This is a genomic window from Pseudomonas sp. IzPS59 (genome assembly GCF_014863505.1).
In the GTDB taxonomy this organism is placed as follows: domain Bacteria; phylum Pseudomonadota; class Gammaproteobacteria; order Pseudomonadales; family Pseudomonadaceae; genus Aquipseudomonas; species Aquipseudomonas kribbensis.
Window position 1 is genome coordinate 4,859,254 of sequence record NZ_CP062251.1, and the last position, 20,350, is coordinate 4,879,603.

Annotated in this window: 19 protein-coding genes and 1 tRNA gene; 11 read left to right on the forward strand and 9 right to left on the reverse strand. The window is 60.2% G+C overall.

Translation table 11 applies throughout. The annotated features are described in order from the left end of the window. The first annotated feature begins 29 nt into the window (after positions 1-29). The 11 genes from arcA (at position 30) to IF189_RS21865 (ending at position 13,079) form a co-directional block, all read left to right on the forward strand. Positions 30-1,286: an arginine deiminase gene (gene arcA, locus IF189_RS21815; RefSeq protein ID WP_085709638.1), complete on the forward strand. Its 1,257-nt coding sequence runs from the start codon at positions 30-32 to the stop codon at positions 1,284-1,286. Positions 1,287-1,355: 69 nt separating this feature from the next. Then, the gene (locus IF189_RS21820; RefSeq protein ID WP_025126828.1) at positions 1,356-2,366 is read left to right on the forward strand and encodes an ornithine carbamoyltransferase; all 1,011 of its coding nucleotides are present in this window, start codon (positions 1,356-1,358) and stop codon (positions 2,364-2,366) included. Between the two features lie 72 nt (positions 2,367-2,438). Further along, the gene (gene arcC / locus IF189_RS21825) at positions 2,439-3,368 is read left to right on the forward strand and encodes a carbamate kinase (protein ID WP_134827881.1); all 930 of its coding nucleotides are present in this window, start codon (positions 2,439-2,441) and stop codon (positions 3,366-3,368) included. 64 nt (positions 3,369-3,432) lie between these two features. Next, positions 3,433-3,795 carry a DUF5064 family protein gene (locus IF189_RS21830; protein WP_085709636.1) on the forward strand — a complete coding sequence of 121 codons (363 nt, stop codon included), beginning with the start codon at positions 3,433-3,435 and terminating at the stop codon, positions 3,793-3,795. 268 nt (positions 3,796-4,063) lie between these two features. After that, positions 4,064-5,572, forward strand: a complete 1,509-nt coding sequence (locus tag IF189_RS21835) for a sigma-54-dependent transcriptional regulator (RefSeq protein ID WP_134827882.1) — start codon at positions 4,064-4,066, stop codon at positions 5,570-5,572. A 429-nt stretch (positions 5,573-6,001) separates the two neighbouring features. Beyond that, on the forward strand, positions 6,002-6,385 hold the full coding sequence (gene gcvH, locus IF189_RS21840; RefSeq protein WP_085709634.1) for a glycine cleavage system protein GcvH: 384 nt from the start codon (positions 6,002-6,004) through the stop codon (positions 6,383-6,385). Between the two features lie 10 nt (positions 6,386-6,395). Continuing rightward, positions 6,396-9,248, forward strand: coding sequence for an aminomethyl-transferring glycine dehydrogenase (gene gcvP / locus IF189_RS21845; RefSeq protein WP_134827883.1), 2,853 nt, complete (start codon positions 6,396-6,398; stop codon positions 9,246-9,248). 75 nt (positions 9,249-9,323) lie between these two features. After that, positions 9,324-10,700, forward strand: coding sequence for an L-serine ammonia-lyase (locus tag IF189_RS21850; protein ID WP_134827884.1), 1,377 nt, complete (start codon positions 9,324-9,326; stop codon positions 10,698-10,700). A gap of 51 nt (positions 10,701-10,751) precedes the next feature. Next, entirely contained in the window at positions 10,752-11,876 is a 1,125-nt protein-coding gene (gene gcvT, locus IF189_RS21855) for a glycine cleavage system aminomethyltransferase GcvT (protein WP_134827885.1), read from the forward strand. Positions 11,877-12,280: 404 nt separating this feature from the next. Beyond that, positions 12,281-12,493, forward strand: a complete 213-nt coding sequence (locus tag IF189_RS21860) for a cold-shock protein (protein WP_007951194.1) — start codon at positions 12,281-12,283, stop codon at positions 12,491-12,493. A 97-nt stretch (positions 12,494-12,590) separates the two neighbouring features. After that, the gene (locus tag IF189_RS21865; protein ID WP_085730269.1) at positions 12,591-13,079 is read left to right on the forward strand and encodes an RDD family protein; all 489 of its coding nucleotides are present in this window, start codon (positions 12,591-12,593) and stop codon (positions 13,077-13,079) included. 58 nt (positions 13,080-13,137) lie between these two features. Here the strand turns inward: IF189_RS21865 and nadA are convergent, their stop codons facing one another. From nadA to tolR, 9 genes are all read right to left on the reverse strand, one after another. Then, positions 13,138-14,196 carry a quinolinate synthase NadA gene (gene nadA, locus IF189_RS21870; RefSeq protein WP_119427860.1) on the reverse strand — a complete coding sequence of 353 codons (1,059 nt, stop codon included), beginning with the start codon at positions 14,194-14,196 and terminating at the stop codon, positions 13,138-13,140. 270 nt (positions 14,197-14,466) lie between these two features. Beyond that, positions 14,467-14,542, reverse strand: a tRNA-Lys gene (locus IF189_RS21875). Positions 14,543-14,605: 63 nt separating this feature from the next. After that, on the reverse strand, positions 14,606-15,298 hold the full coding sequence (queC, locus tag IF189_RS21880) for a 7-cyano-7-deazaguanine synthase QueC (protein WP_192552251.1): 693 nt from the start codon (positions 15,296-15,298) through the stop codon (positions 14,606-14,608). A 1-nt stretch (position 15,299) separates the two neighbouring features. Further along, positions 15,300-15,947 (reverse strand): 7-carboxy-7-deazaguanine synthase QueE, encoded by a 648-nt coding sequence (queE, locus tag IF189_RS21885; protein WP_041068581.1) that lies wholly within the window; start codon positions 15,945-15,947, stop codon positions 15,300-15,302. A 165-nt stretch (positions 15,948-16,112) separates the two neighbouring features. Beyond that, positions 16,113-16,952 carry a tol-pal system protein YbgF gene (gene ybgF, locus IF189_RS21890; RefSeq protein WP_085730266.1) on the reverse strand — a complete coding sequence of 280 codons (840 nt, stop codon included), beginning with the start codon at positions 16,950-16,952 and terminating at the stop codon, positions 16,113-16,115. Between the two features lie 6 nt (positions 16,953-16,958). Next, positions 16,959-17,456, reverse strand: coding sequence for a peptidoglycan-associated lipoprotein Pal (pal, locus tag IF189_RS21895; RefSeq protein WP_003178634.1), 498 nt, complete (start codon positions 17,454-17,456; stop codon positions 16,959-16,961). Positions 17,457-17,508: 52 nt separating this feature from the next. Continuing rightward, the gene (gene tolB / locus IF189_RS21900) at positions 17,509-18,789 is read right to left on the reverse strand and encodes a Tol-Pal system beta propeller repeat protein TolB (RefSeq protein WP_162803533.1); all 1,281 of its coding nucleotides are present in this window, start codon (positions 18,787-18,789) and stop codon (positions 17,509-17,511) included. Positions 18,790-18,806: 17 nt separating this feature from the next. Further along, a complete protein-coding gene (gene tolA / locus IF189_RS21905) occupies positions 18,807-19,886 on the reverse strand; it encodes a cell envelope integrity protein TolA (protein ID WP_085709625.1) in 1,080 nt (359 codons plus the stop codon). After that, the gene (tolR, locus tag IF189_RS21910) at positions 19,886-20,338 is read right to left on the reverse strand and encodes a protein TolR (RefSeq protein WP_162803534.1); all 453 of its coding nucleotides are present in this window, start codon (positions 20,336-20,338) and stop codon (positions 19,886-19,888) included. The genes tolA and tolR overlap by 1 nt, the downstream gene beginning before the upstream one ends. Positions 20,339-20,350 lie beyond the last annotated feature (12 nt).

Genomic DNA, 20,350 nt, shown 5'->3' on the forward strand with positions numbered 1-20,350 from the left:
AAACGTTTTATCTCTGGAGGATCACTGAAATGACCACGGAAAAAGTTAAGTACGGCGTCCATTCCGAAGCCGGCAAACTGCGCAAAGTCATGGTTTGTTCCCCAGGTCTGGCCCACCAGCGGCTGACCCCGAGCAACTGCGACGAACTGCTGTTCGACGATGTGATCTGGGTCAACCAGGCCAAGCGCGACCACTTCGACTTCGTCACCAAGATGCGCGAGCGCGGGATCGAAGTGCTGGAAATGCACAACCTGCTGACCGACATCGTCGGCAACCCCGAAGCGCTGAAATGGATTCTGGATCGCAAGATCACCCCGGACACCGTCGGCGTCGGCCTGACCAACGAAGTGCGCAGCTGGCTCGAAGGCCTGGAGCCGCGCAAGCTCGCCGAGTTCCTGATCGGCGGCGTGGCCGGCGAAGATCTGCCGGACAGCGAAGGCGCCAGCGTGATCAAGATGTACCGCGACTACCTGGGCCACTCCAGCTTCCTGCTCGACCCGCTGCCCAACACCCAGTTCACACGCGACACCACTTGCTGGATCTACGGCGGCGTGACCCTCAACCCGATGTACTGGCCGGCCCGTCGTCAGGAAACCCTGCTGACCACCGCCATCTACAAATTCCACCCTGACTTCACCGGTGCCGACTTCGAAGTCTGGTACGGCGACCCGGACAAGGACCACGGCAAAGCCACCCTCGAGGGCGGCGACGTGATGCCGATCGGCAATGGCGTGGTGTTGATCGGCATGGGCGAGCGCACCTCGCGCCAGGCCATCGGCCAACTCGCACAGTCGCTGTTCGCCAAGGGTGCGGTGGAAAAAGTCGTGGTCGCCGGACTGCCGAAATCCCGCGCGGCGATGCACCTGGACACCGTGTTCAGCTTCTGCGACCGCGACCTGGTCACGATTTTCCCGGAAGTGGTCAAGGAAATCGTGCCGTTCATCATCCGTCCTGACGAAAGCAAACCTTACGGTCTGGACGTACGACGGGAGAACAAAACGTTCCTCGAAGTCGTGGCCAACTCGCTGAACCTGCCGAACCTGCGCGTGGTGGAAACCGGCGGCAACAGCTTCGCCGCCGAACGCGAGCAATGGGATGACGGCAACAACGTGGTGGCCGTGGAACCGGGCGTGGTCATCGGCTACGACCGCAACACCTACACCAACACCCTGCTGCGCAAGGCAGGCGTGGAAGTCATCACCATCAGCGCCGGCGAACTGGGCCGTGGCCGTGGCGGCGGCCACTGCATGACCTGCCCGATCATCCGCGACCCGATCGACTACTAAAACTCTGAGCTCTGGCCGCCGCTAACCGAGCGCGGCCAGGGGGATAACCGAAATCTAAGGAGATCCATCATGGCTTTCAATATCCACAACCGTAACCTGCTCAGCCTGGAACACCACACCCCACGTGAGCTGCGTTACCTGCTCGACCTGTCCCGCGACCTGAAACGCGCCAAGTACACCGGCACCGAGCAGCAACACCTGAAGGGCAACAACATCGCCCTGATCTTCGAAAAAACTTCCACCCGCACCCGCTGCGCGTTCGAAGTTGCCGCCTATGACCAGGGCGCCAACGTCACCTACATCGACCCGAATTCCTCGCAGATCGGCCACAAGGAAAGCATGAAAGACACAGCCCGCGTGCTGGGTCGCATGTACGACGCCATCGAGTACCGTGGCTTCAAGCAGGAAATCGTCGAAGAGCTGGCCAAGTTCGCGGGCGTACCGGTGTTCAACGGCCTGACCGATGAATATCACCCGACCCAGATGATCGCCGACGTGCTGACCATGCGTGAGCACGCCGACAAGCCGATCCACGAAATCAGCTACGCCTACCTGGGCGACGCCCGCAACAACATGGGCAACTCGCTGCTGCTGGTCGGCGCAAAACTGGGCATGGACGTGCGCATCTGCGCGCCGAAAGCCCTGTGGCCTCACGATGATCTGGTGCAGCGCTGCAAAAAATACGCGGAAGAAAGCGGCGCCCGCATCACCCTGACCGAAGACCCGAAAGCTGCGGTCAAAGGCGTGGACTTCATCCATACCGACGTCTGGGTATCGATGGGCGAGCCGGTTGAAGCCTGGGCCGAGCGCATCGAGCAATTGCTGCCGTACCAGGTCAACGCACAACTGATGAAAGCCACCGGCAACCCGCGCACCAAGTTCATGCACTGCCTGCCGGCATTCCACAACAGCGATACCAAAGTCGGCAAACAGATCGCCGAACAGTATCCGCACCTGGCCAACGGCATCGAAGTGACCGACGACGTATTCGAGTCGCCGGCCTGTATCGCCTTCGAGCAAGCGGAAAACCGCATGCACACCATCAAGGCGATTCTGGTATCGACCCTGGCTGATCTGTAAGCGTTGCCCCTGACCTGCGGGCGCCGCCGAAGGCTGCCCCGCAGGCTCACCGAATTCTGAAAGGACTGCATTATGCGTATCGTCGTAGCTCTGGGCGGTAACGCCCTGCTCCGCCGTGGTGAGCCGATGACCGCTGACAACCAGCGCGCCAACATCCGCATCGCCACCGAGCAAATCGCCAAGATCCACCCCGGCAATCAACTGGTCATCGCCCACGGCAATGGCCCGCAAGTCGGCCTGCTGTCGTTGCAGGGCCTCTCCTATAAACCCGATGAAGCCTACCCTCTGGACGTGCTCGGTGCCGAAACCGAAGGCATGATCGGTTACATCATCGAACAGGAACTGGGCAACCTGCTGGACTTCGAAGTCCCGTTCGCCACCCTGCTCACTCAGGTCGAAGTCGATCCCAAGGATCCGGCTTTCAAGGACCCGACCAAATTCATCGGCCCGGTCTATGCCAAAGAAGAAGCCGAGCGCCTGGCCAAAGAGAAAGGCTGGGTGGTCAAGGCCGACGGTGACAAATACCGTCGCGTGGTTGCCAGCCCGAAACCCAAGCGCATCTTCGAAATCCGCCCGATCAAGTGGCTGCTGGACAAGGGCAGCATCGTGATCTGCGCCGGCGGTGGCGGCATCCCGACCATGTACGACGAGAAGCGCAACCTCAAAGGCATTGAGGCGGTCATCGACAAGGACCTGTGCTCGTCGCTGCTGGCCGAACAGCTGGAAGCGGACTTGCTGGTAATCGCCACCGACGTCAACGCGGCGTACATCGACTTCAAAAAACCCACCGAGAAAGCCATCGCCCAGGCCCACCCGGACGAACTCGAACGCCTGGGCTTCGCCGCCGGTTCCATGGGGCCGAAGGTGCAGGCAGCTTGCGAATTTGCACGCCATACTGGCAAGGTCGCGGTAATCGGTTCGCTGGCGGACATCGAAGCCATCGTCCAGGGCACCGCCGGTACTCGGGTGAGCACCGCGAAACCCGGCATCACCTACCGATAAAAAAGAAATGCTGGGGCAGACTCCAGGTCTGCCCTTCTCCCATGCCTTGAAAGGAGAGAACACCATGGCCCAGTTCGAACCCGGTCATTTGCACATCGAGCGGCACGCGTTGACCAAAGATGACGTCAACTACAACATCCGCCTCGAATACGAGGTGTCGCAGGATCCGCAAAAAGGCAAAGGGATACAGTTCCGGCTGGTTGGAAGCATCCAGGGCAAAGAGGTCAACGAACCGTTCTTTCTGCCCAAGGAAGAGGCCTACAACTTCGCGCGCAACGTGACGCAGATTGCCGAAAAGTACGGCATCCCCAAAAGCCACAGCCAGATCGGCTCGGTGCACAAGCATTACGATTTGATGTTTGAAGACATTCGTACGCAGCTGAATATGAAATCCGGGGATCCGGTTAACCCCGAGCATTTCGAGTAATCCCCCAAAGCCCCCTCACCCCAGCCCTCTCCCAGAGGGAGAGGGAGCTGATCCGGGGATGCTTCAGGCATACGCCGACCTGAAAGCTCTTCGCTGAATCCATAATCAACTCGATCTTTCAGGTCGATGTATCACGCAAGACACCTCGGTCGGCCCCCTCTCCCTCCGGGCGGTCCGACGTTTCGGGAGGGCTGGGGTGAGGGGGCTTTTGATTTAAGGCATACTTGCCCCCCTCCGCACTCCAGAACCCAGAACCCAGAACCACCCCATGCGTATCCACGTCAGTTTCATCGACCGCGTCGGCATCACCCAGGAAGTCCTGGCGATTCTCGGTGGACGCAATCTCAATCTGGATGCGGTGGAAATGGTTCCGCCAAACGTCTACATCGACGCCCCGACCCTCAGCCCGCAAGTGCTCGAAGAGTTGAAAGATGCGCTGTTCCGGGTGCGCGGCGTGGAAGCCGTGGTGGTGGTCGACATCCTCCCCGGCCAGCGCCGGCACTTGCAGCTCGACGCGTTGCTCGCGGCGATGACCGACCCGGTGCTGGCGCTGGACAGCGCCGGCAAGGTGCTGCTGGCCAACCCGGCGCTGATCGCCCTGTACGGTCGCGAGCCGGCGGGGGAAAGTGTCTCGGAGCTGTTCAACGATCCGGGCCTGCTCGAAACCTTGCTCGAACAGGGCTTTCGCTTGCCGCTGCGGGAGATCACCGTCAACGGCCAGACCCTGTTGCTGGATGCCACGCCGATCACTGACGCCGGTGCACTGCTGACCCTGTATCAACCGAACCGCATCGGTGAACAGCTCTCGGCGCTGCACCACGACCATGCCGAAGGTTTCGATTCGTTGCTCGGCGAATCGCCGCCGATCCGCACCCTCAAGGCCCGCGCGCAACGGGTGGCGGCCCTCGACGCACCGCTGCTGATTCAGGGCGAAACCGGTACCGGCAAGGAACTGGTGGCCCGTGCCTGTCACGCCATCAGCACCCGGCACAACGCACCGTTTCTGGCGCTGAACTGCGCGGCCCTGCCGGAGAACCTCGCCGAGAGCGAACTGTTCGGCTATGCCCCCGGCGCCTTCACCGGCGCACAACGGGGCGGCAAACCGGGGCTGATGGAGCTGGCCAACCAGGGCACGGTGTTTCTCGACGAGATCGGCGAGATGTCGCCGTACTTGCAGGCCAAGCTGCTGCGTTTCCTCAACGACGGCAGCTTCCGTCGGGTGGGCGGCGATCGCGAAGTCAAAGTCGATGTGCGGATCCTCAGCGCCACCCACCGCGACCTGGAAAAAATGGTCAGCGAAGGCCTGTTCCGCGAAGACCTGTTCTACCGCCTCAACGTGCTCAACGTCGAAGTGCCACCGCTGCGCGAACGCGGTCAGGACATTCTGTTGCTGGCCCGCTATTTCATGCAGCAGGCCTGTGCGCAGATCCAGCGCCCGGTCTGCCGCCTCGCGCCCGGCACCTATCCGGCGCTGCTCGGCAACCGCTGGCCGGGCAACGTGCGGCAATTGCAGAACGTGATTTTCCGCGCCGCCGCCATCTGCGAAAGCAGCCTGGTGGACATCGGCGACCTCGACATCGCCGGCACCTCGGTGGCGCGGCAGACCGACACAGACGTCGACAGCCTCGAAGAAGCCGTGGAAGCCTTCGAGAAATCGCTGCTGGAAAAACTCTATGTCAGCTACCCCTCGACCCGCCAACTGGCCGGACGCCTGCAGACCTCGCACACGGCGATTGCCCATCGGCTGCGCAAGTACGGCATCCCCAACAAGCCCTGAACACACTGCATATCCTGTGGGAGCTGGCTTGCCAGCGATAGGGGTGGGCCAGTCACCTCCATTGTTGGCAGTGCCGCCGTCATCGCTGGCAAGCCAGCTCCCACAGGTCCTGACTAGTCTCGAAATCGGCACTGAAAGCGACCTTCATCTGTACTGAAAGCGCTACAGCGGAACGATATCGCTACACCCTTCTCCGATCACTGCTGTGCAAGGCTTTGATCCGCTTCAGCTTTTTTCTTCGCCCCGAGCTGTAGCGATTTCGCTACACGCCCTACCCTCATGGCTAATCAACAAAATATCAACTCGTTGATTTATAACGATATTTTTACGTTGGCCGCGTTCTTGCTTAGTAACCGTTCATAAAATCAGGGCTTTGCGCCCAAGTAATCCACCGCGTCCACCAGACGAGTCTGGCCCTTAGGAGATTCCATGAGCGAGTTGCGTTTTACTGAAGATCACGAATGGCTGCGCGCCGAAGCCGATGGTTCTGTCACCGTTGGCATCACCGCTTTCGCGCAGAACGCTTTGGGCGATGTGGTCTTCGTGCAACTGCCTGAACTGCAGGCTTACGAGAAAGGCGCCGAAGCCGCCACCGTGGAATCGGTCAAAGCCGCCAGCGGCGTGTACATGCCACTGGACGGTGAAGTGCTGGCAGTGAACCCGGCGCTGGAAGATGCCCCTGAACTGGTCAACGAAGATCCGCTGGGCGAAGGCTGGTTCTTCCGCTTCAAGCCGTCGGATGCTTCCGCCGTCGCCAAGCTGCTGGATCAGGACGCCTACGACCGCCTGATCAAAGCCCAAGCCGAAGCCTGAGGAACCTGACATGACCCAAGTTAATCTCGGCACCGCCAACGAATTCATCGCCCGTCACATCGGCCCGCGCGCCGGTGACGAGCAGGCCATGCTCAACAGCCTCGGTTTCGACTCGCTCGAAGCCCTGAGCGCCAGCGTCATCCCGGAAAGCATCAAGGGCACCAGCGTGCTCGGCCTGGACGACGGCCTGAGCGAAGCCGATGCCCTGGCAATGATCAAAGGCATCGCCGGCAAGAACCAGCTGTTCAAGACCTACATCGGCCAGGGCTACTACAACTGCCACACGCCGTCGCCGATCCTGCGCAACCTGCTGGAAAACCCGGCCTGGTACACCGCTTACACCCCGTACCAGCCGGAAATTTCCCAGGGCCGTCTCGAAGCGCTGCTGAACTTCCAGACCCTGATCAGCGACCTCACCGGCCTGCCGATCGCCAACGCTTCCCTGCTCGACGAAGCCACCGCCGCTGCCGAAGCCATGACCTTCTGCAAACGCCTGAGCAAGAACAAGGGCAGCCACCAGTTCTTCGCCTCGATCCACAGCCACCCGCAAACCCTCGACGTGCTGCGCACCCGTGCCGAGCCGCTGGGCATTGAAGTGGTGGTCGGCGACGAGCGTGAACTGAGCGACGTGACGCCGTTCTTCGGCGCCCTGCTGCAATACCCGGCGAGCAACGGTGATGTGTTCGACTACCGCGAACTGACCGAGCGCTTCCACGCCGCCAACGCCCTGGTGGCCGTGGCTGCCGACCTGCTGGCCCTGACCCTGCTGACTCCGCCGGGCGAATTCGGCGCAGACGTGGCCATCGGCAGCGCCCAACGCTTCGGCGTACCGCTGGGCTTCGGTGGCCCGCACGCGGCTTACTTCTCCACCAAAGATGCGTTCAAGCGCGACATGCCGGGCCGTCTGGTCGGTGTTTCGGTTGACCGTTTCGGCAAGCCGGCCCTGCGCCTGGCAATGCAGACCCGCGAGCAACACATCCGCCGCGAGAAGGCCACATCGAACATCTGCACCGCGCAAGTGCTGCTGGCCAACATCGCCAGCATGTACGCCGTGTACCACGGCCCGAAAGGCCTGACCCGGATCGCCAACCGTGTGCATCACCTGACCGCGATTCTGGCCAAGGGCCTGAGCGCACTGGGCGTGGCCGTCGAGCAAACCAGCTTCTTCGACACCCTGACCCTGGCCACCGGCGCGCAAACCGCCGCGCTGCATGACAAGGCCCGCGCCCAACAGATCAACCTGCGGGTGATCGATGCCCAGCGTCTGGGCCTGTCGGTCGACGAAACCACCACCCAGGCCGACATCGAAACCCTGTGGGCCCTGTTCGCCGACGGCAAGACCCTGCCGGATTTCGCTGCTCTGGCCGCTGCCGCGCAAAGCACCATTCCAGCTGCGCTGGTTCGTCAGTCCCCAATCCTCAGCCACCCGGTGTTCAACCGTTATCACTCGGAAACCGAGCTGATGCGCTACCTGCGCAAACTGGCGGAGAAGGACCTGGCACTGGATCGCACCATGATCCCGCTGGGCTCGTGCACCATGAAGCTCAACGCCGCCAGCGAAATGATCCCGGTGACCTGGGCCGAATTCGGCGCCCTGCACCCGTTCGCCCCGGCCGAGCAAAGCGCCGGTTACCAGCAACTGACTGACGAACTGGAAGCGATGCTCTGCGCCGCCACCGGTTACGACGCGATCTCACTGCAACCGAACGCCGGTTCCCAGGGTGAATACGCAGGTCTCCTGGCAATTCGCGCCTACCACCAGAGCCGTGGCGAAGACCGTCGCGACATCTGCCTGATCCCGTCGTCCGCCCACGGCACCAACCCGGCCACCGCCAACATGGCCGGCATGCGTGTGGTCGTGACCGCCTGCGACGCCCGTGGCAACGTCGACATCGAAGACCTGCGCGCCAAGGCCATCGAGCACCGCGAACACCTCGCCGCGCTGATGATCACCTACCCGTCGACCCACGGCGTGTTCGAAGAAGGCATCCGCGAGATCTGCGGCATCATTCACGACAACGGCGGCCAGGTGTACATCGACGGCGCCAACATGAACGCGATGGTCGGCCTCTGCGCACCGGGCAAGTTCGGCGGCGACGTCTCGCACCTGAACCTGCACAAGACCTTCTGCATTCCGCACGGCGGTGGCGGCCCGGGCGTCGGCCCGATCGGTGTGAAATCGCACCTGACTCCGTTCCTGCCGGGCCACGGCCACATGGAACGCAAGGAAGGCGCGGTCTGCGCGGCACCGTTCGGCAGCGCGAGCATTCTGCCGATCACCTGGATGTACATTCGCATGATGGGTGGCGCAGGCCTGAAGCGCGCTTCGCAACTGGCGATCCTCAATGCCAACTACATTTCCCGTCGCCTGGAAGAGCACTATCCAGTGCTGTACACCGGCAGCAACGGTCTGGTGGCGCACGAGTGCATCCTGGATCTGCGCCCGCTGAAAGACAGCAGCGGCATCAGCGTCGACGACGTTGCCAAGCGCCTGATCGACTTCGGTTTCCACGCCCCGACCATGTCGTTCCCGGTGGCCGGCACGCTGATGATCGAGCCGACCGAAAGTGAATCCAAAGAAGAACTGGACCGCTTCTGTGACGCCATGATCCGCATCCGCGAAGAAATCCGCGCAGTGGAAAACGGCACCCTGGACAAGGACGACAACCCGCTGAAGAACGCTCCGCACACCGCTGCAGAGCTGGTTGGCGAGTGGACTCACCCGTACAGCCGCGAGCAAGCGGTGTACCCGGTGGCGTCCTTGATCGAAGGCAAGTACTGGCCGCCGGTCGGTCGCGTCGACAACGTGTTCGGCGACCGCAACCTGGTCTGCGCCTGCCCGTCGATCGAAAGCTACGCTTGACCTGTGAGGGGGCGGGTTCGCCCGCCCCTTTCATGCGTGCCTGATGTGCCTATAACAAGAAACCGGAGAACAACCATGTCGTTAAGCGTGTTCGACCTGTTCAAGATTGGCATCGGCCCCTCCAGTTCCCACACCGTCGGCCCGATGCGCGCAGCCGCGCGCTTCGTCGAAGGCCTGCGCCGGGAAAACCTGTTGTCGGCCACCACCAGCGTCAGGGTCGAGTTGTATGGATCCCTCGGCGCCACCGGCAAGGGGCACGGCAGCGACAAGGCTGTGCTGCTGGGCCTGGAAGGTGAACACCCGGATACCGTGGATACCGAAACCGTCGCCACACGTCTCACGCAGATTCGTGGCAGCGGGCGTTTGAACCTGCTCGGTGAACACAGCATCGCGTTCAACGAGAAAGAACATCTGGCAATGATCCGCAAACCGTTGGCCTATCACCCCAACGGCATGATCTTCCGTGCCTTCGATGCGGCGGGATTGCAGATCCGCAGCCGCGAGTACTACTCGGTCGGCGGTGGTTTTGTGGTTGACGAAGATGCGGCCGGTGCCGACCGTATCGTCGAAGACGCCACACCGCTGACCTTCCCGTTCAAGAGTGCCAAGGACTTGCTCGGTCACTGCGCCACCTACGGTCTGTCGATCAGTCAGGTGATGCTGACCAACGAAAGCGCCTGGCGCCCGGAAGCGGAAACCCGCGCCGGCCTGCTGAAAATCTGGCAAGTGATGCAGGACTGCGTGGCCGCCGGCTGTCGCAACGAAGGCATTCTGCCGGGTGGCCTGAAGGTCAAACGGCGGGCGGCGGCGTTGCACCGGCAACTGTGCAAGAACCCGGAATCGTCGCTGCGCGATCCGTTGTCGGTGCTGGACTGGGTCAATCTCTACGCCCTCGCCGTCAACGAAGAAAACGCCAATGGCGGGCGCGTGGTTACGGCGCCGACCAACGGCGCGGCAGGAATCATTCCGGCCGTGTTGCATTACTACATGCGCTTCATTCCCGGTGCCAACGATGACGGCGTGGTGCGCTTCCTGCTGACTGCGGCGGCCATCGGCATTCTGTACAAGGAAAACGCCTCGATTTCCGGTGCCGAAGTCGGCTGTCAGGGCGAGGTCGGCGTGGCCTGTTCGATGGCGGCCGGTGCGTTGTGCGAAGTCCTCGGCGGCAGCGTGCAACAAGTGGAAAACGCCGCCGAAATCGGCATGGAACACAACCTCGGCCTGACCTGTGACCCGATTGGCGGGCTGGTGCAGGTGCCGTGCATCGAGCGCAACGCCATGGGCTCGGTCAAGGCGATCAACGCCGTGCGCATGGCCATGCGCGGCGACGGACAGCACTTCGTCTCTCTCGACAAGGTCATCCGCACCATGCGCCAGACCGGCGCCGACATGAAAAGCAAATACAAGGAGACCGCCCGTGGCGGTCTGGCGGTCAACATTATCGAGTGTTAATTAGCCCCCTCTCCCGCCGGGAGAGGGTTGGTGTGAATCAAGGAGTCACGCATGTCCACCGAACAACTGTCGAAAACCCCGCTGCACGCTCTGCACATCGAACTCGGCGCCCGCATGGTGCCGTTCGCCGGCTACGACATGCCGGTGCAATACCCGCTGGGCGTGATGAAAGAACACCAGCACACCCGTGAGCAGGCCGGGCTGTTCGATGTCTCGCACATGGGCCAGATCCGCCTGACCGGCGCCAATGCCGCCAAAGCCCTGGAAACCCTGGTGCCGGTGGACATCATCGACCTGCCGGTGGGCATGCAGCGCTACGCGATGTTCACCAACGAAACCGGCGGCATCCTCGATGACTTGATGGTCGCCAACCTCGGCAACGACGAACTGTTCCTGGTGGTCAACGCCGCGTGCAAGGATCAGGACCTGGCCCATCTGCAAAAACACATCGGCGATCAGTGCACCATTACCGAGCTGTTCGAAGCCCGCGCCCTGCTCGCGCTGCAAGGTCCGGCGGCCGTAACCGTCCTGGCACGTCTGGCGCCGGAAGTGGCGAAGATGACTTTCATGCAGTTCGCCCGCGTGACGCTGCTGGGCGTGGATTGCTTCGTCAGCCGCTCGGGCTACACCGGTGAAGACGGTTTCGAAATCTCCGTACCGGCAGCCGATGCGGAAAAACTCGCCCGCGCCCTGCTGGCCGAACCGGAAGTCGCCGCCATCGGCCTCGGTGCCCGGGATTCGCTGCGCCTGGAAGCCGGCCTGTGCCTGTACGGCCACGACATGAACACCGACACCACGCCAATCGAAGCCAGCCTGCTGTGGGCCATCTCCAAGCCACGTCGTGCCGATGGTGCGCGGGCCGGCGGCTTCCCGGGTGCAGAACAAATTTTCGGCCAGCAGCAGAACGGTGTCGCACGCAAACGCGTCGGCCTGCTGCCGCAGGAGCGCACGCCGGTCCGTGAAGGTGCAGAGATCGTCAACGAAGCCGGCGACATCATCGGCAGCGTGTGCAGCGGCGGTTTCGGCCCGACCCTGGGCGGGCCATTGGCGATGGGTTACCTCGACAGCGCTTATGTCGCACTGGACACACCAGTCTGGGCGATCGTTCGTGGGAAAAAGGTGCAAATGCTTGTAAGCAAAATGCCATTCGTTCCACAACGCTACTATCGTGGTTGATTGACTGTTTCTATAAGTAACGCGATTGCGTTATGCGTGCACTAATGTGTAACGCAATCGCCATAAAACAGTGCACTTCCCTTACATTCGATTCGAATATGAACTTGGCTTATAACGTTCGAAAACAATTGAACAAGCTAATCGTATAAGCCCGACTAGTGGACTGACTAACAGCCGGCAAGCACAGGAAAACCGGGGCCTTCACGGGGCTTGTTTTTCCTCCTGTAGTTGGCGTAGAGTTTGTCCACTGTGTTTGCATGGGTCAGCTTGGAATCGTGACCTGGGCAGTAGCCTACAAGTTAGCTACATCCCGTTCGACGTCTTCTTACTCTCCTGCAACCAGCCCCAGTACTCTTTCATGAGGAAGAGACTGTCATCAATTTTTGCGTCAAAGGAAATAAGAAATGTCCACACGTCAGAGCGGTACCGTCAAGTGGTTTAACGACGAGAAAGGTTTTGGTTTTATCACTCCAGAAAGCGGTCCGGATCTGTTCGTGCATTTCCGCGCTATTCAGGGCAACGGCTTCAAGAGCCTGAAAGAAGGCCAGAAAGTGACTTTCGTTGCCGTACAAGGCCAGAAAGGCATGCAGGCTGATGAAGTCATCGCTGAAGCCTGATTTTCTGTAACGAAAAAGCCCCTGATATTGATATCAGGGGCTTTTTTGTGCGCGCGAATCCGTAAAATGGCGCTTCACTTTCCGTCCAGAGGCTGCCATGTCGAAACACCTGCTCCTTCCCCAGGGCGACTTTCCTGCCGTCGGTCTCGGCCGTCGTCTGGCAGCGATGTTCTACGATTTTCTTCTGTGCACCGCTCTGCTGATCGTCACAGGCTTCATCTATAAGCTGATCCAGGCCGCAATCATTGGCGAAGAACGTCTGCGCGCAATGACCGACGCCGGCAAACTGGACGGCGACCCGCTGTACTCCACCGTGCTGCTGCTGGTGCTGTTCGGCTTCTTCGCCAAATTCTGGACTCACGCCGGCCAGACCCTGGGCATGCAGGTCTGGGGCATCCGCGTACAGAACGCCGATGGCACCGCGATCAGCCTGTGGCAGGCGCTGCTGCGGTTCATGGTGTCGATCGCGTCGTGGCTGTGCCTCGGCGTGGGGTTCTTCTGGTCGCTGTTCGACAAGCGCAAGCGCGCCTGGCATGACATCTACTCGGACACGCAACTGGTGCGGATTCCGAAGAAAGCGAAGTAACCCGGCAGAAACAAAAACGCCCCGATCGAATCGGGGCGTTTTTGTTTGCGGCTCAAGGTCAGGCGTTGCCTGCCAGTTTCATCCGCGCAGCTTGAGTGAAGTCGAGCATGCGCTTGAGCGGGCGGATCGCCTGGGGAATCAGCGCCGGGTCGACGAAGATCTCGTTCGAGCCCTCCTGCAAGCACTTCAGCGTGCGCTCAAGGGTGTTCATGGCCATCCACGGGCAATGTGCGCAACTGCGGCACGCCGCGCCATTACCGGCCGTTGGCGCCTCGATGAAGACCTTGTCCGGGCACAGCTGCTGCATCTTGTAGAAGATGCCACGGTCAGTGGCCACGATCAGGGTCTTGTTCGGCAGCGATTGTGCGGCGGCGATCAACTGGCTGGTGGAACCGACGGCATCCGCCAGCTCGATCACCGACGTCGGCGACTCCGGGTGCACCAGAATGGCCGCGTCCGGGTACAGCGCCTTCATGTCTTCCAGCTGCTTGGACTTGAACTCTTCGTGAACGATGCAGGCACCGTCCCAAAGCAACATGTCGGCGCCGGTCTGACGCTGAATGTAGGTGCCCAGGTGCTTGTCCGGCCCCCAGATGATGGTCTCGCCGTTATCCATCAGGCTTTCGACGATCTCCAGCGCGCAACTCGATGTCACCACCCAGTCGGCCCGGGCTTTGACCGCGGCCGAGGTGTTGGCGTACACCACCACGGTGCGCTCCGGATGCTGATCGCAGAACGCCGAGAACTCGTCCACCGGGCAACCCAGATCCAGCGAACAGGTCGCCTCCAGGGTCGGCATCAGTACGCGTTTTTCCGGGTTGAGGATCTTCGCGGTTTCACCCATGAATTTCACCCCGGCAACCACTACGGTCTTGGCCGGGTGAGCGTTGCCGAAGCGGGCCATTTCCAGAGAGTCGGAAACGCAACCACCGGTTTCTTCGGCGAGGGCCTGAATGATCGGATCGCAATAAAAGTGGGCAACCAGCACCGCGTCCTGAGCCTTGAGCTCGGCGGCGATGGCGGAACGGTAATAAGCCTCTTCCTCGGCCGTCAGCGGCTTGGGCTGCTTGGCGTCGAGGTGGGCTTGTACCAGAAGGCGTTCGGAAATCTGCGTCATGTTCGCAAGACCTGCAGGCGCATTCGCGCGAAAGTCGAGTATACACCCGGCTCCGGACCGCTTGAGGGTACCGCCGGGAGAGTGAGTTTTATCAGGCACGGACAGCGTTGAAGCTGCGCAAGGCTACAGAATATCCCGATGATGCAAAAGATGATTCTGACCTGTGTCAGCGCAACAGGTGCCAAAAGGAGTGACGCCAAATCGCAGGCAAAAAAAAACCCGGAAATCCTCACTTTCGTGGGCCTTCCGGATTTTCTAAACCGCCAAATATGGTGGGTCGTGTGGGATTCGAACCTACGACCAATTGGTTAAAAGCCAACTGCTCTACCAACTGAGCTAACGACCCGCTGTGTGGTGGCGCGTATAATACTGATTTTTAAGGACTATTCAACACCTAATTTGAAAATAATCAAAAATAAGGTGTCGGGTCGCTGATTCCGGCCGCTGCAAAGCCTTCCGCACGCAGTCGGCAGCTGTCGCATTTGCCGCAGGCACGGCCGTTATCATCCGCCTGATAGCAGGAAACCGTCAGCCCGTAATCAACACCCAGCTTCACGCCACTCTGAACAATCTGTGCCTTGCTCAGGTTCTGCAGCGGCGCCTGGATGCGGAAACCATTGCCTTCCACACCGGCCTTGGTCGCCAGGTTGGCCATGCGCTCGAAAGACTCGATGAACTCGGGACGGCAGTCCGGGTAGCCGGAGTAATCCACCGCGTTGACGCCGATAAAGATGTCACGGGCGCCAAGTACTTCAGCCCAGCCCAATGCCAGCGACAGGAAGACCGTGTTACGTGCCGGCACGTAAGTGACCGGGATGCCTTCGCCCAACTCTTCCGGGATATCGATGCTGGTGTCGGTCAGGGCCGAACCACCCATGCCATTCAGGTTCAGGCCAATGACCTTGTGCTCGACCACACCCAGATCGCGGGCAACGCGAGCAGCGGCGTGCAATTCAGCGTGGGAGCGTTGACCGTAATCGAAGCTCATGGTGTAGCAGGCGTAGCCTTCTGCGCGAGCCATTGCCACCACGGTGGCCGAGTCCAGCCCACCCGACAGCAGGATGACCGCACGTTTTTCGTTGGTGTTCAGTTGTTCAGTCATCTCAGCGCCCCGGCTCATCATTCCATAGATATTTATGCAGCTGCAGTTGCAACCGCACTGGCAGGTTATCCGCCACCACCCAGTCCGCCAGATCCCTTGCGTTCAGGTCATGGTGACTTGGAGAAAACAGGACTTCGCCGGCACGCCGGTCAAGCCCGTACTGGATCAGTTTGGATACTGCCCAGTCATAGTCGTCCCGCGAGCAGATGACAAACTTCACCTGATCGTTGGGGGTCAACAGTTCGATGTTCTCGTAACGGTTACGATGGGCTTCTTTCGAATCGGGCGTCTTCAGATCGACAACCCGACTGACCCGCGGATCAACCGCTGAAATGTCGAGGGCGCCGCTGGTTTCCAGCGAGACTTCGTAGCCGGCATCGCACAATTGCTTGAGCAAAGGGATGGCATTGGGCTGTGCCAGCGGCTCACCGCCAGTGACACAAACGTAGCGCGGGCGAAACCCGGCCACTTGCTCGAGGATGTCGTCGAGTGTACGAATGGTGCCGCCGCTGAACGCGTAGGCACTGTCGCAGTATTGGCAACGCAACGGGCAACCGGTCAGGCGCACAAAAACAGTGGGCAGCCCGGCAGTCCGCGTTTCCCCCTGCAACGAGTAGAAAACTTCGGTGATTCTCAATGTGTCTTGCATAGTCGCCACGGGCGTAACAGCTAAACAGGCTGTCCGCCTCCGTCAGGCACTTCAGGCAACCCCGCCAACGCGTAGATCACCAGAAGCGTGTTTCATAAAAGGGCGTGAATTCTAACGAAAAAACCCGCGACAAGCGCGGGTTTCTTCCAAACGGGTCAAACAGTATTACATGCGTTGCAGATCGCGCTGGGCCAACTGGGCAGCGGAGGTACCCGGATACTGGGACACCACTTGTTGCAGAATGCCTTTGACCTTGTCGGTGTGACCGAGGCGGCGCTCTACGTCAGCCAGCTTGTACAGCGAATCCGGCACCTTGGCATGCTTGGGATACAGCTGCGAAACCTTGGCAAACGCCTGACCTGCACCTTGCAGATCGCCTTTGGCCAGGTTCACTTCACCCAACCAGTACTGGGCATTGCCCGCGTACTGGCTGTTCGGGTATTTACGCAGGAACGCGGCGAAAGCCTGGCTGGCCTTGTCGAAATCCTTGGCCTTGATCAGGTCGAAGGCTGCATCGTAATACAGCTTTTCCTTGGCCGGATCAGCCGGTTCGCCACTCGCGGCAGGTGCCTGGGCGGCAGCAGCGGCCCCGGCTCCAGCAGCGGCACCGGCAGCAGCACTTGCATCGCCACCGGCAGAAGAATTCTCGGGAGTCGCGGCAGGTGCAGCACCGGATCCTATGCGCCGATCAAGATCCTGGTATCGCTCCAGGGATTCCTGCTTCATGCGCGCAACCTGATTCTGCAGTTCTTCGATCACGCCCTGCTGGCGCGATATCTGATCCTGCATTTGTTGCAGTTGGTTGAACAGCATGCCTTGTGCCGAGGCAGGGGCCGAAGCCGCTCCCCCGGCATAGGCGCCGTTCGTACCGTAACCTGCAGGCGGATAACTGCTCCCGCTATTGTTATAACCGGAGTTGTCATCGACCACAGGAACCGCAGCCCACGCCGCAAGCGGCGCAAGGCTGAGAGCCAGAACAGTTACAGCACGACGGCACGTTCGCATATCGAATTACTTACGCAGTTCGACGCGACGGTTTTGAGCCCAGGACTGCTCGTCGTTGCCGGTAGCAACTGGACGCTCTTCGCCGTAGGAAACCAGTTCCAGCTGAGCTGGGGAAACACCTTGCAGTACCAGGTAGCGCTGAACGGCTTTCGCACGACGCTCGCCCAGTGCCATGTTGTACTCACGAGTACCACGTTCGTCGGTGTTGCCTTCCAGAACAACGCGAGCGCCGTTTGCTTTCAGGTCTTTGGCGTGAACGTCCAGAGCGCGCATGGCTTCTGGCTTCAGGTCCGAGCTGTCGTATTCGAAGTAGAAGGTGGTGATTGCGCGCAGAGCAGCTTCTTCGCTCAGGGAACCGTCAACGGCACCAGTGTTTGCGCCGTAACCAGCGTTTGGATCAACAGCGCCTTCACCGGCGTTGTCGCCGCCTTTGGACGAGCAACCTACAGCTACAGCCATGGCCAGAGCCAGCGCAGCAAATTTACCAAACTTCAGCATTTCCATCGTGAAACTCCTAATGAACCCCAGTGTGTTAAGTAAAACGTGTAGCGCCCGCTCACTTCAGGTAAGGGGACCAGGACGGTTCTCTGACTTCGCCTTGAGCGGTAGGAAGCGGGAGCCTAACGCGTCCATTAATGGACACGAGCATCAAGACTCCCCGGCCCTGTTGGCGGGTGGCGTAGATTACCATGGTGCCGTTGGGCGCAACAGTAGGCGACTCGTCCAGAGTGCTATCAGTGAGGATTTTTACACTTCCGCGCTGCAAATCCTGAGCCGCCACTTTGAAATTGGTGAAACCGTCCTGACGATGGATCATCACCAGGGTCTTTTCATCAGCCGACAGCTTCGGGTTGGCGTTGTAGTTGCCCACGAACGTCACACGCTCGGCACCACCGCCATTGGCGCTGGTCTTGTAGATCTGCGGCTTGCCGCCACGGTCGGAAGTGAAGTAGATGGTCGAGCCATCCTTGCCCCAGTACGGTTCGGTGTTGATACCCGGACCGGCAGTCACACGAGTGATCTGGCGCGAACCGAGGTTCATCACGTAGATGTCCGGGTTACCGTCCTTCGACAGCACGAACGCCAGGCGATTGCCATCCGGCGACCAGGCCGGAGCACCGTTCAGGCCTTCGAAGTTGGTGATCTGCTCACGGCGACCGGTGTCGATGTTCTGCATGAAGATCCGCGGACGCTTCTGCTCGAACGATACATAGGCAATACGCTTGCCGTCCGGTGCGAAACGCGGCGACAGGATCGGCTCGCGCGATTGCAGCAGAGTCACGGCGCGGGCACCGTCATAGTCCGAACGCTGCAGGGTGTAACGGGTGTTCTTCTCGGAGAAGCGTTCAGCCGTCACGTACAGCAGACGAGTCGAGAACGCACCGTCGATACCGGTCAGTTTCTGGAACGACTGGTCAGAGATGAAGTGCGCCATGTCCCGTATTTGCTCGGTCGTACCGGAAACACTGCCGTCCGCCACTTTCTGTTCGGTGGCAACGTTGAACAACGCCCACTGAACCTGCAGGCGACCACCGGCCGGCGTGATATTGCCGACCATCATGTACTGGGCACCGACTGCCTTCCAGTCACGGAAGATGATTTCGCTCGGCTGGCTTGGCTGGCTGATCATGTTCTGTTTTGGAATTGGCGAGTAATAACCCGAGTTCCGCAGGTCGTTGCCAATGATTTCAGCCATGTCATCCGGCAGGACGGCACCGCCCTGGAAACCGAACGGTACGACGGCGATCGGGGTCGCCCGATCGCTGCCGCTGGTGACCAGAATGTTCTTTTCATCCGCCATCGCGATCCCTGCCATGCAGCAGATCACGACCAGCATTCCTCGAAGAAGGTTTCTCACAAGGCTAGATCCTCAGGTGTGAATGTCATCTTGAATGAACGATACGGAGCGAAATCGCTCGGCTTCATTCCCTGCATTTCCGTCAAACGTCCAATATTCTTGACCGCCGCCACTGCCGACGCATCGAACGGACCGTCGCCACTGGACTTGGCCACGCTGACCGTAGTCACCGTACCGTCCGGCAACATGCCGATCTGCAGTACAACCGTCATGCCTTTGCGTGCCGAAGGAGGACGTGCCCAACCTTCCGCTGCCCGCGCACGAATCAAGTCATCGAAGCTGCCTGCGGTTTCGTCACCACGTTCATCCGCCAAAGCCTGCTGACGCTCGGTCTTGTCGGACAGCAGGTCGGCCAGAGCCTGGGCCTTCTTGTCCTCGACCGATTTGCGTGCCGCGTCCTGCGCTTTCTTCTTCGCAGCATCGGCAGCAGCTTTCTTCTTGGCTTCATCGGCGACTTTCTTCTTCGCCTCTTCAGCCTCGGCTTTCTTCTTGGCGTCTTCGGCGGCTTTCTTCTTCGCGTCTTCGACGATCTTCTTCTTGGCTTCTTCAGCGGCCTCTTTCTTGGCCTCTTCTTCAGCAGCCTTCTTGGCTTCTTCTTCAGCTTTCTTCTTGGCTATATCAGCCAATTGTTTCTCTTCTGCCTTCTTGGCTTCGGCGGCTTTCTTCGCGTCTTCGGCTTTCTTGGCTTCGTCAGCCTTCTTCGCCTGTTCCGCTTTCTTCGCCTCATCGGCCTTCTTGGCTTCCTCGGCCTTTTGAGCCGCTTCTTCTTTCTTTTGTTCCGCAGCCTTCACCGCTTCCTGCTCGACCTTTTTCTGCTCCATCTGCTCGACTTCGGTCTGGCGCGCGGCGGACTTCTTCGCCTCACCCGCAATCTTCTGATTGGTCTGGGTGGTTGCCTGACTTTTCGATTTCAGTTGGTAAAGGGTCGCCTGGACAATCGGCTTGGCCGGCGGCAGCTCCGGTGTCATGGCGAAACTGACGAACAGCATGCCGAACACCAGCACGTGCAAGCCAATCGCCCAGACACTGGGCCAGAAGTAGCTTTCCGAGGCGGACGGCTCTCGCTGTTGCTGCATCAGGGGGCCTCGGTGATCAAGCCAACATTACCGACCCCGGCTTTCTGCAACCCGCCCATGGCGCCCATGACGGAGCCATAATCGACGGACTTGTCGCCACGGATGAAGACCTGGGTACGCTTGCCGCCTTCAGTGCCGGCGCGGATGATCTTGGTCACCGCGTCGGTCATCTGTGGCAGGGTCATGGCCCGGTCCTGTTGCTTCTCGGTGTCGACTTCGCTGCCAAGGTTCCAGTAGTAGGTCTTGTCAGCCTTGATCGAAATGGTCAGCACCTGGGTGTTGTTGTCCTGCGGCAAGGCTTCGCTGGAAACCTTGGGCAGATCCACTTTCACGCCCTGGTTGAGCATCGGCGCAGTCACCATGAAGATGACCAGCAGCACCAGCATCACGTCGATGTAAGGCACTACGTTCATCTCGGCGACCGGCTTGCGCTTGTGTCGGGCTCGAGTGATTAAAGCCATCGG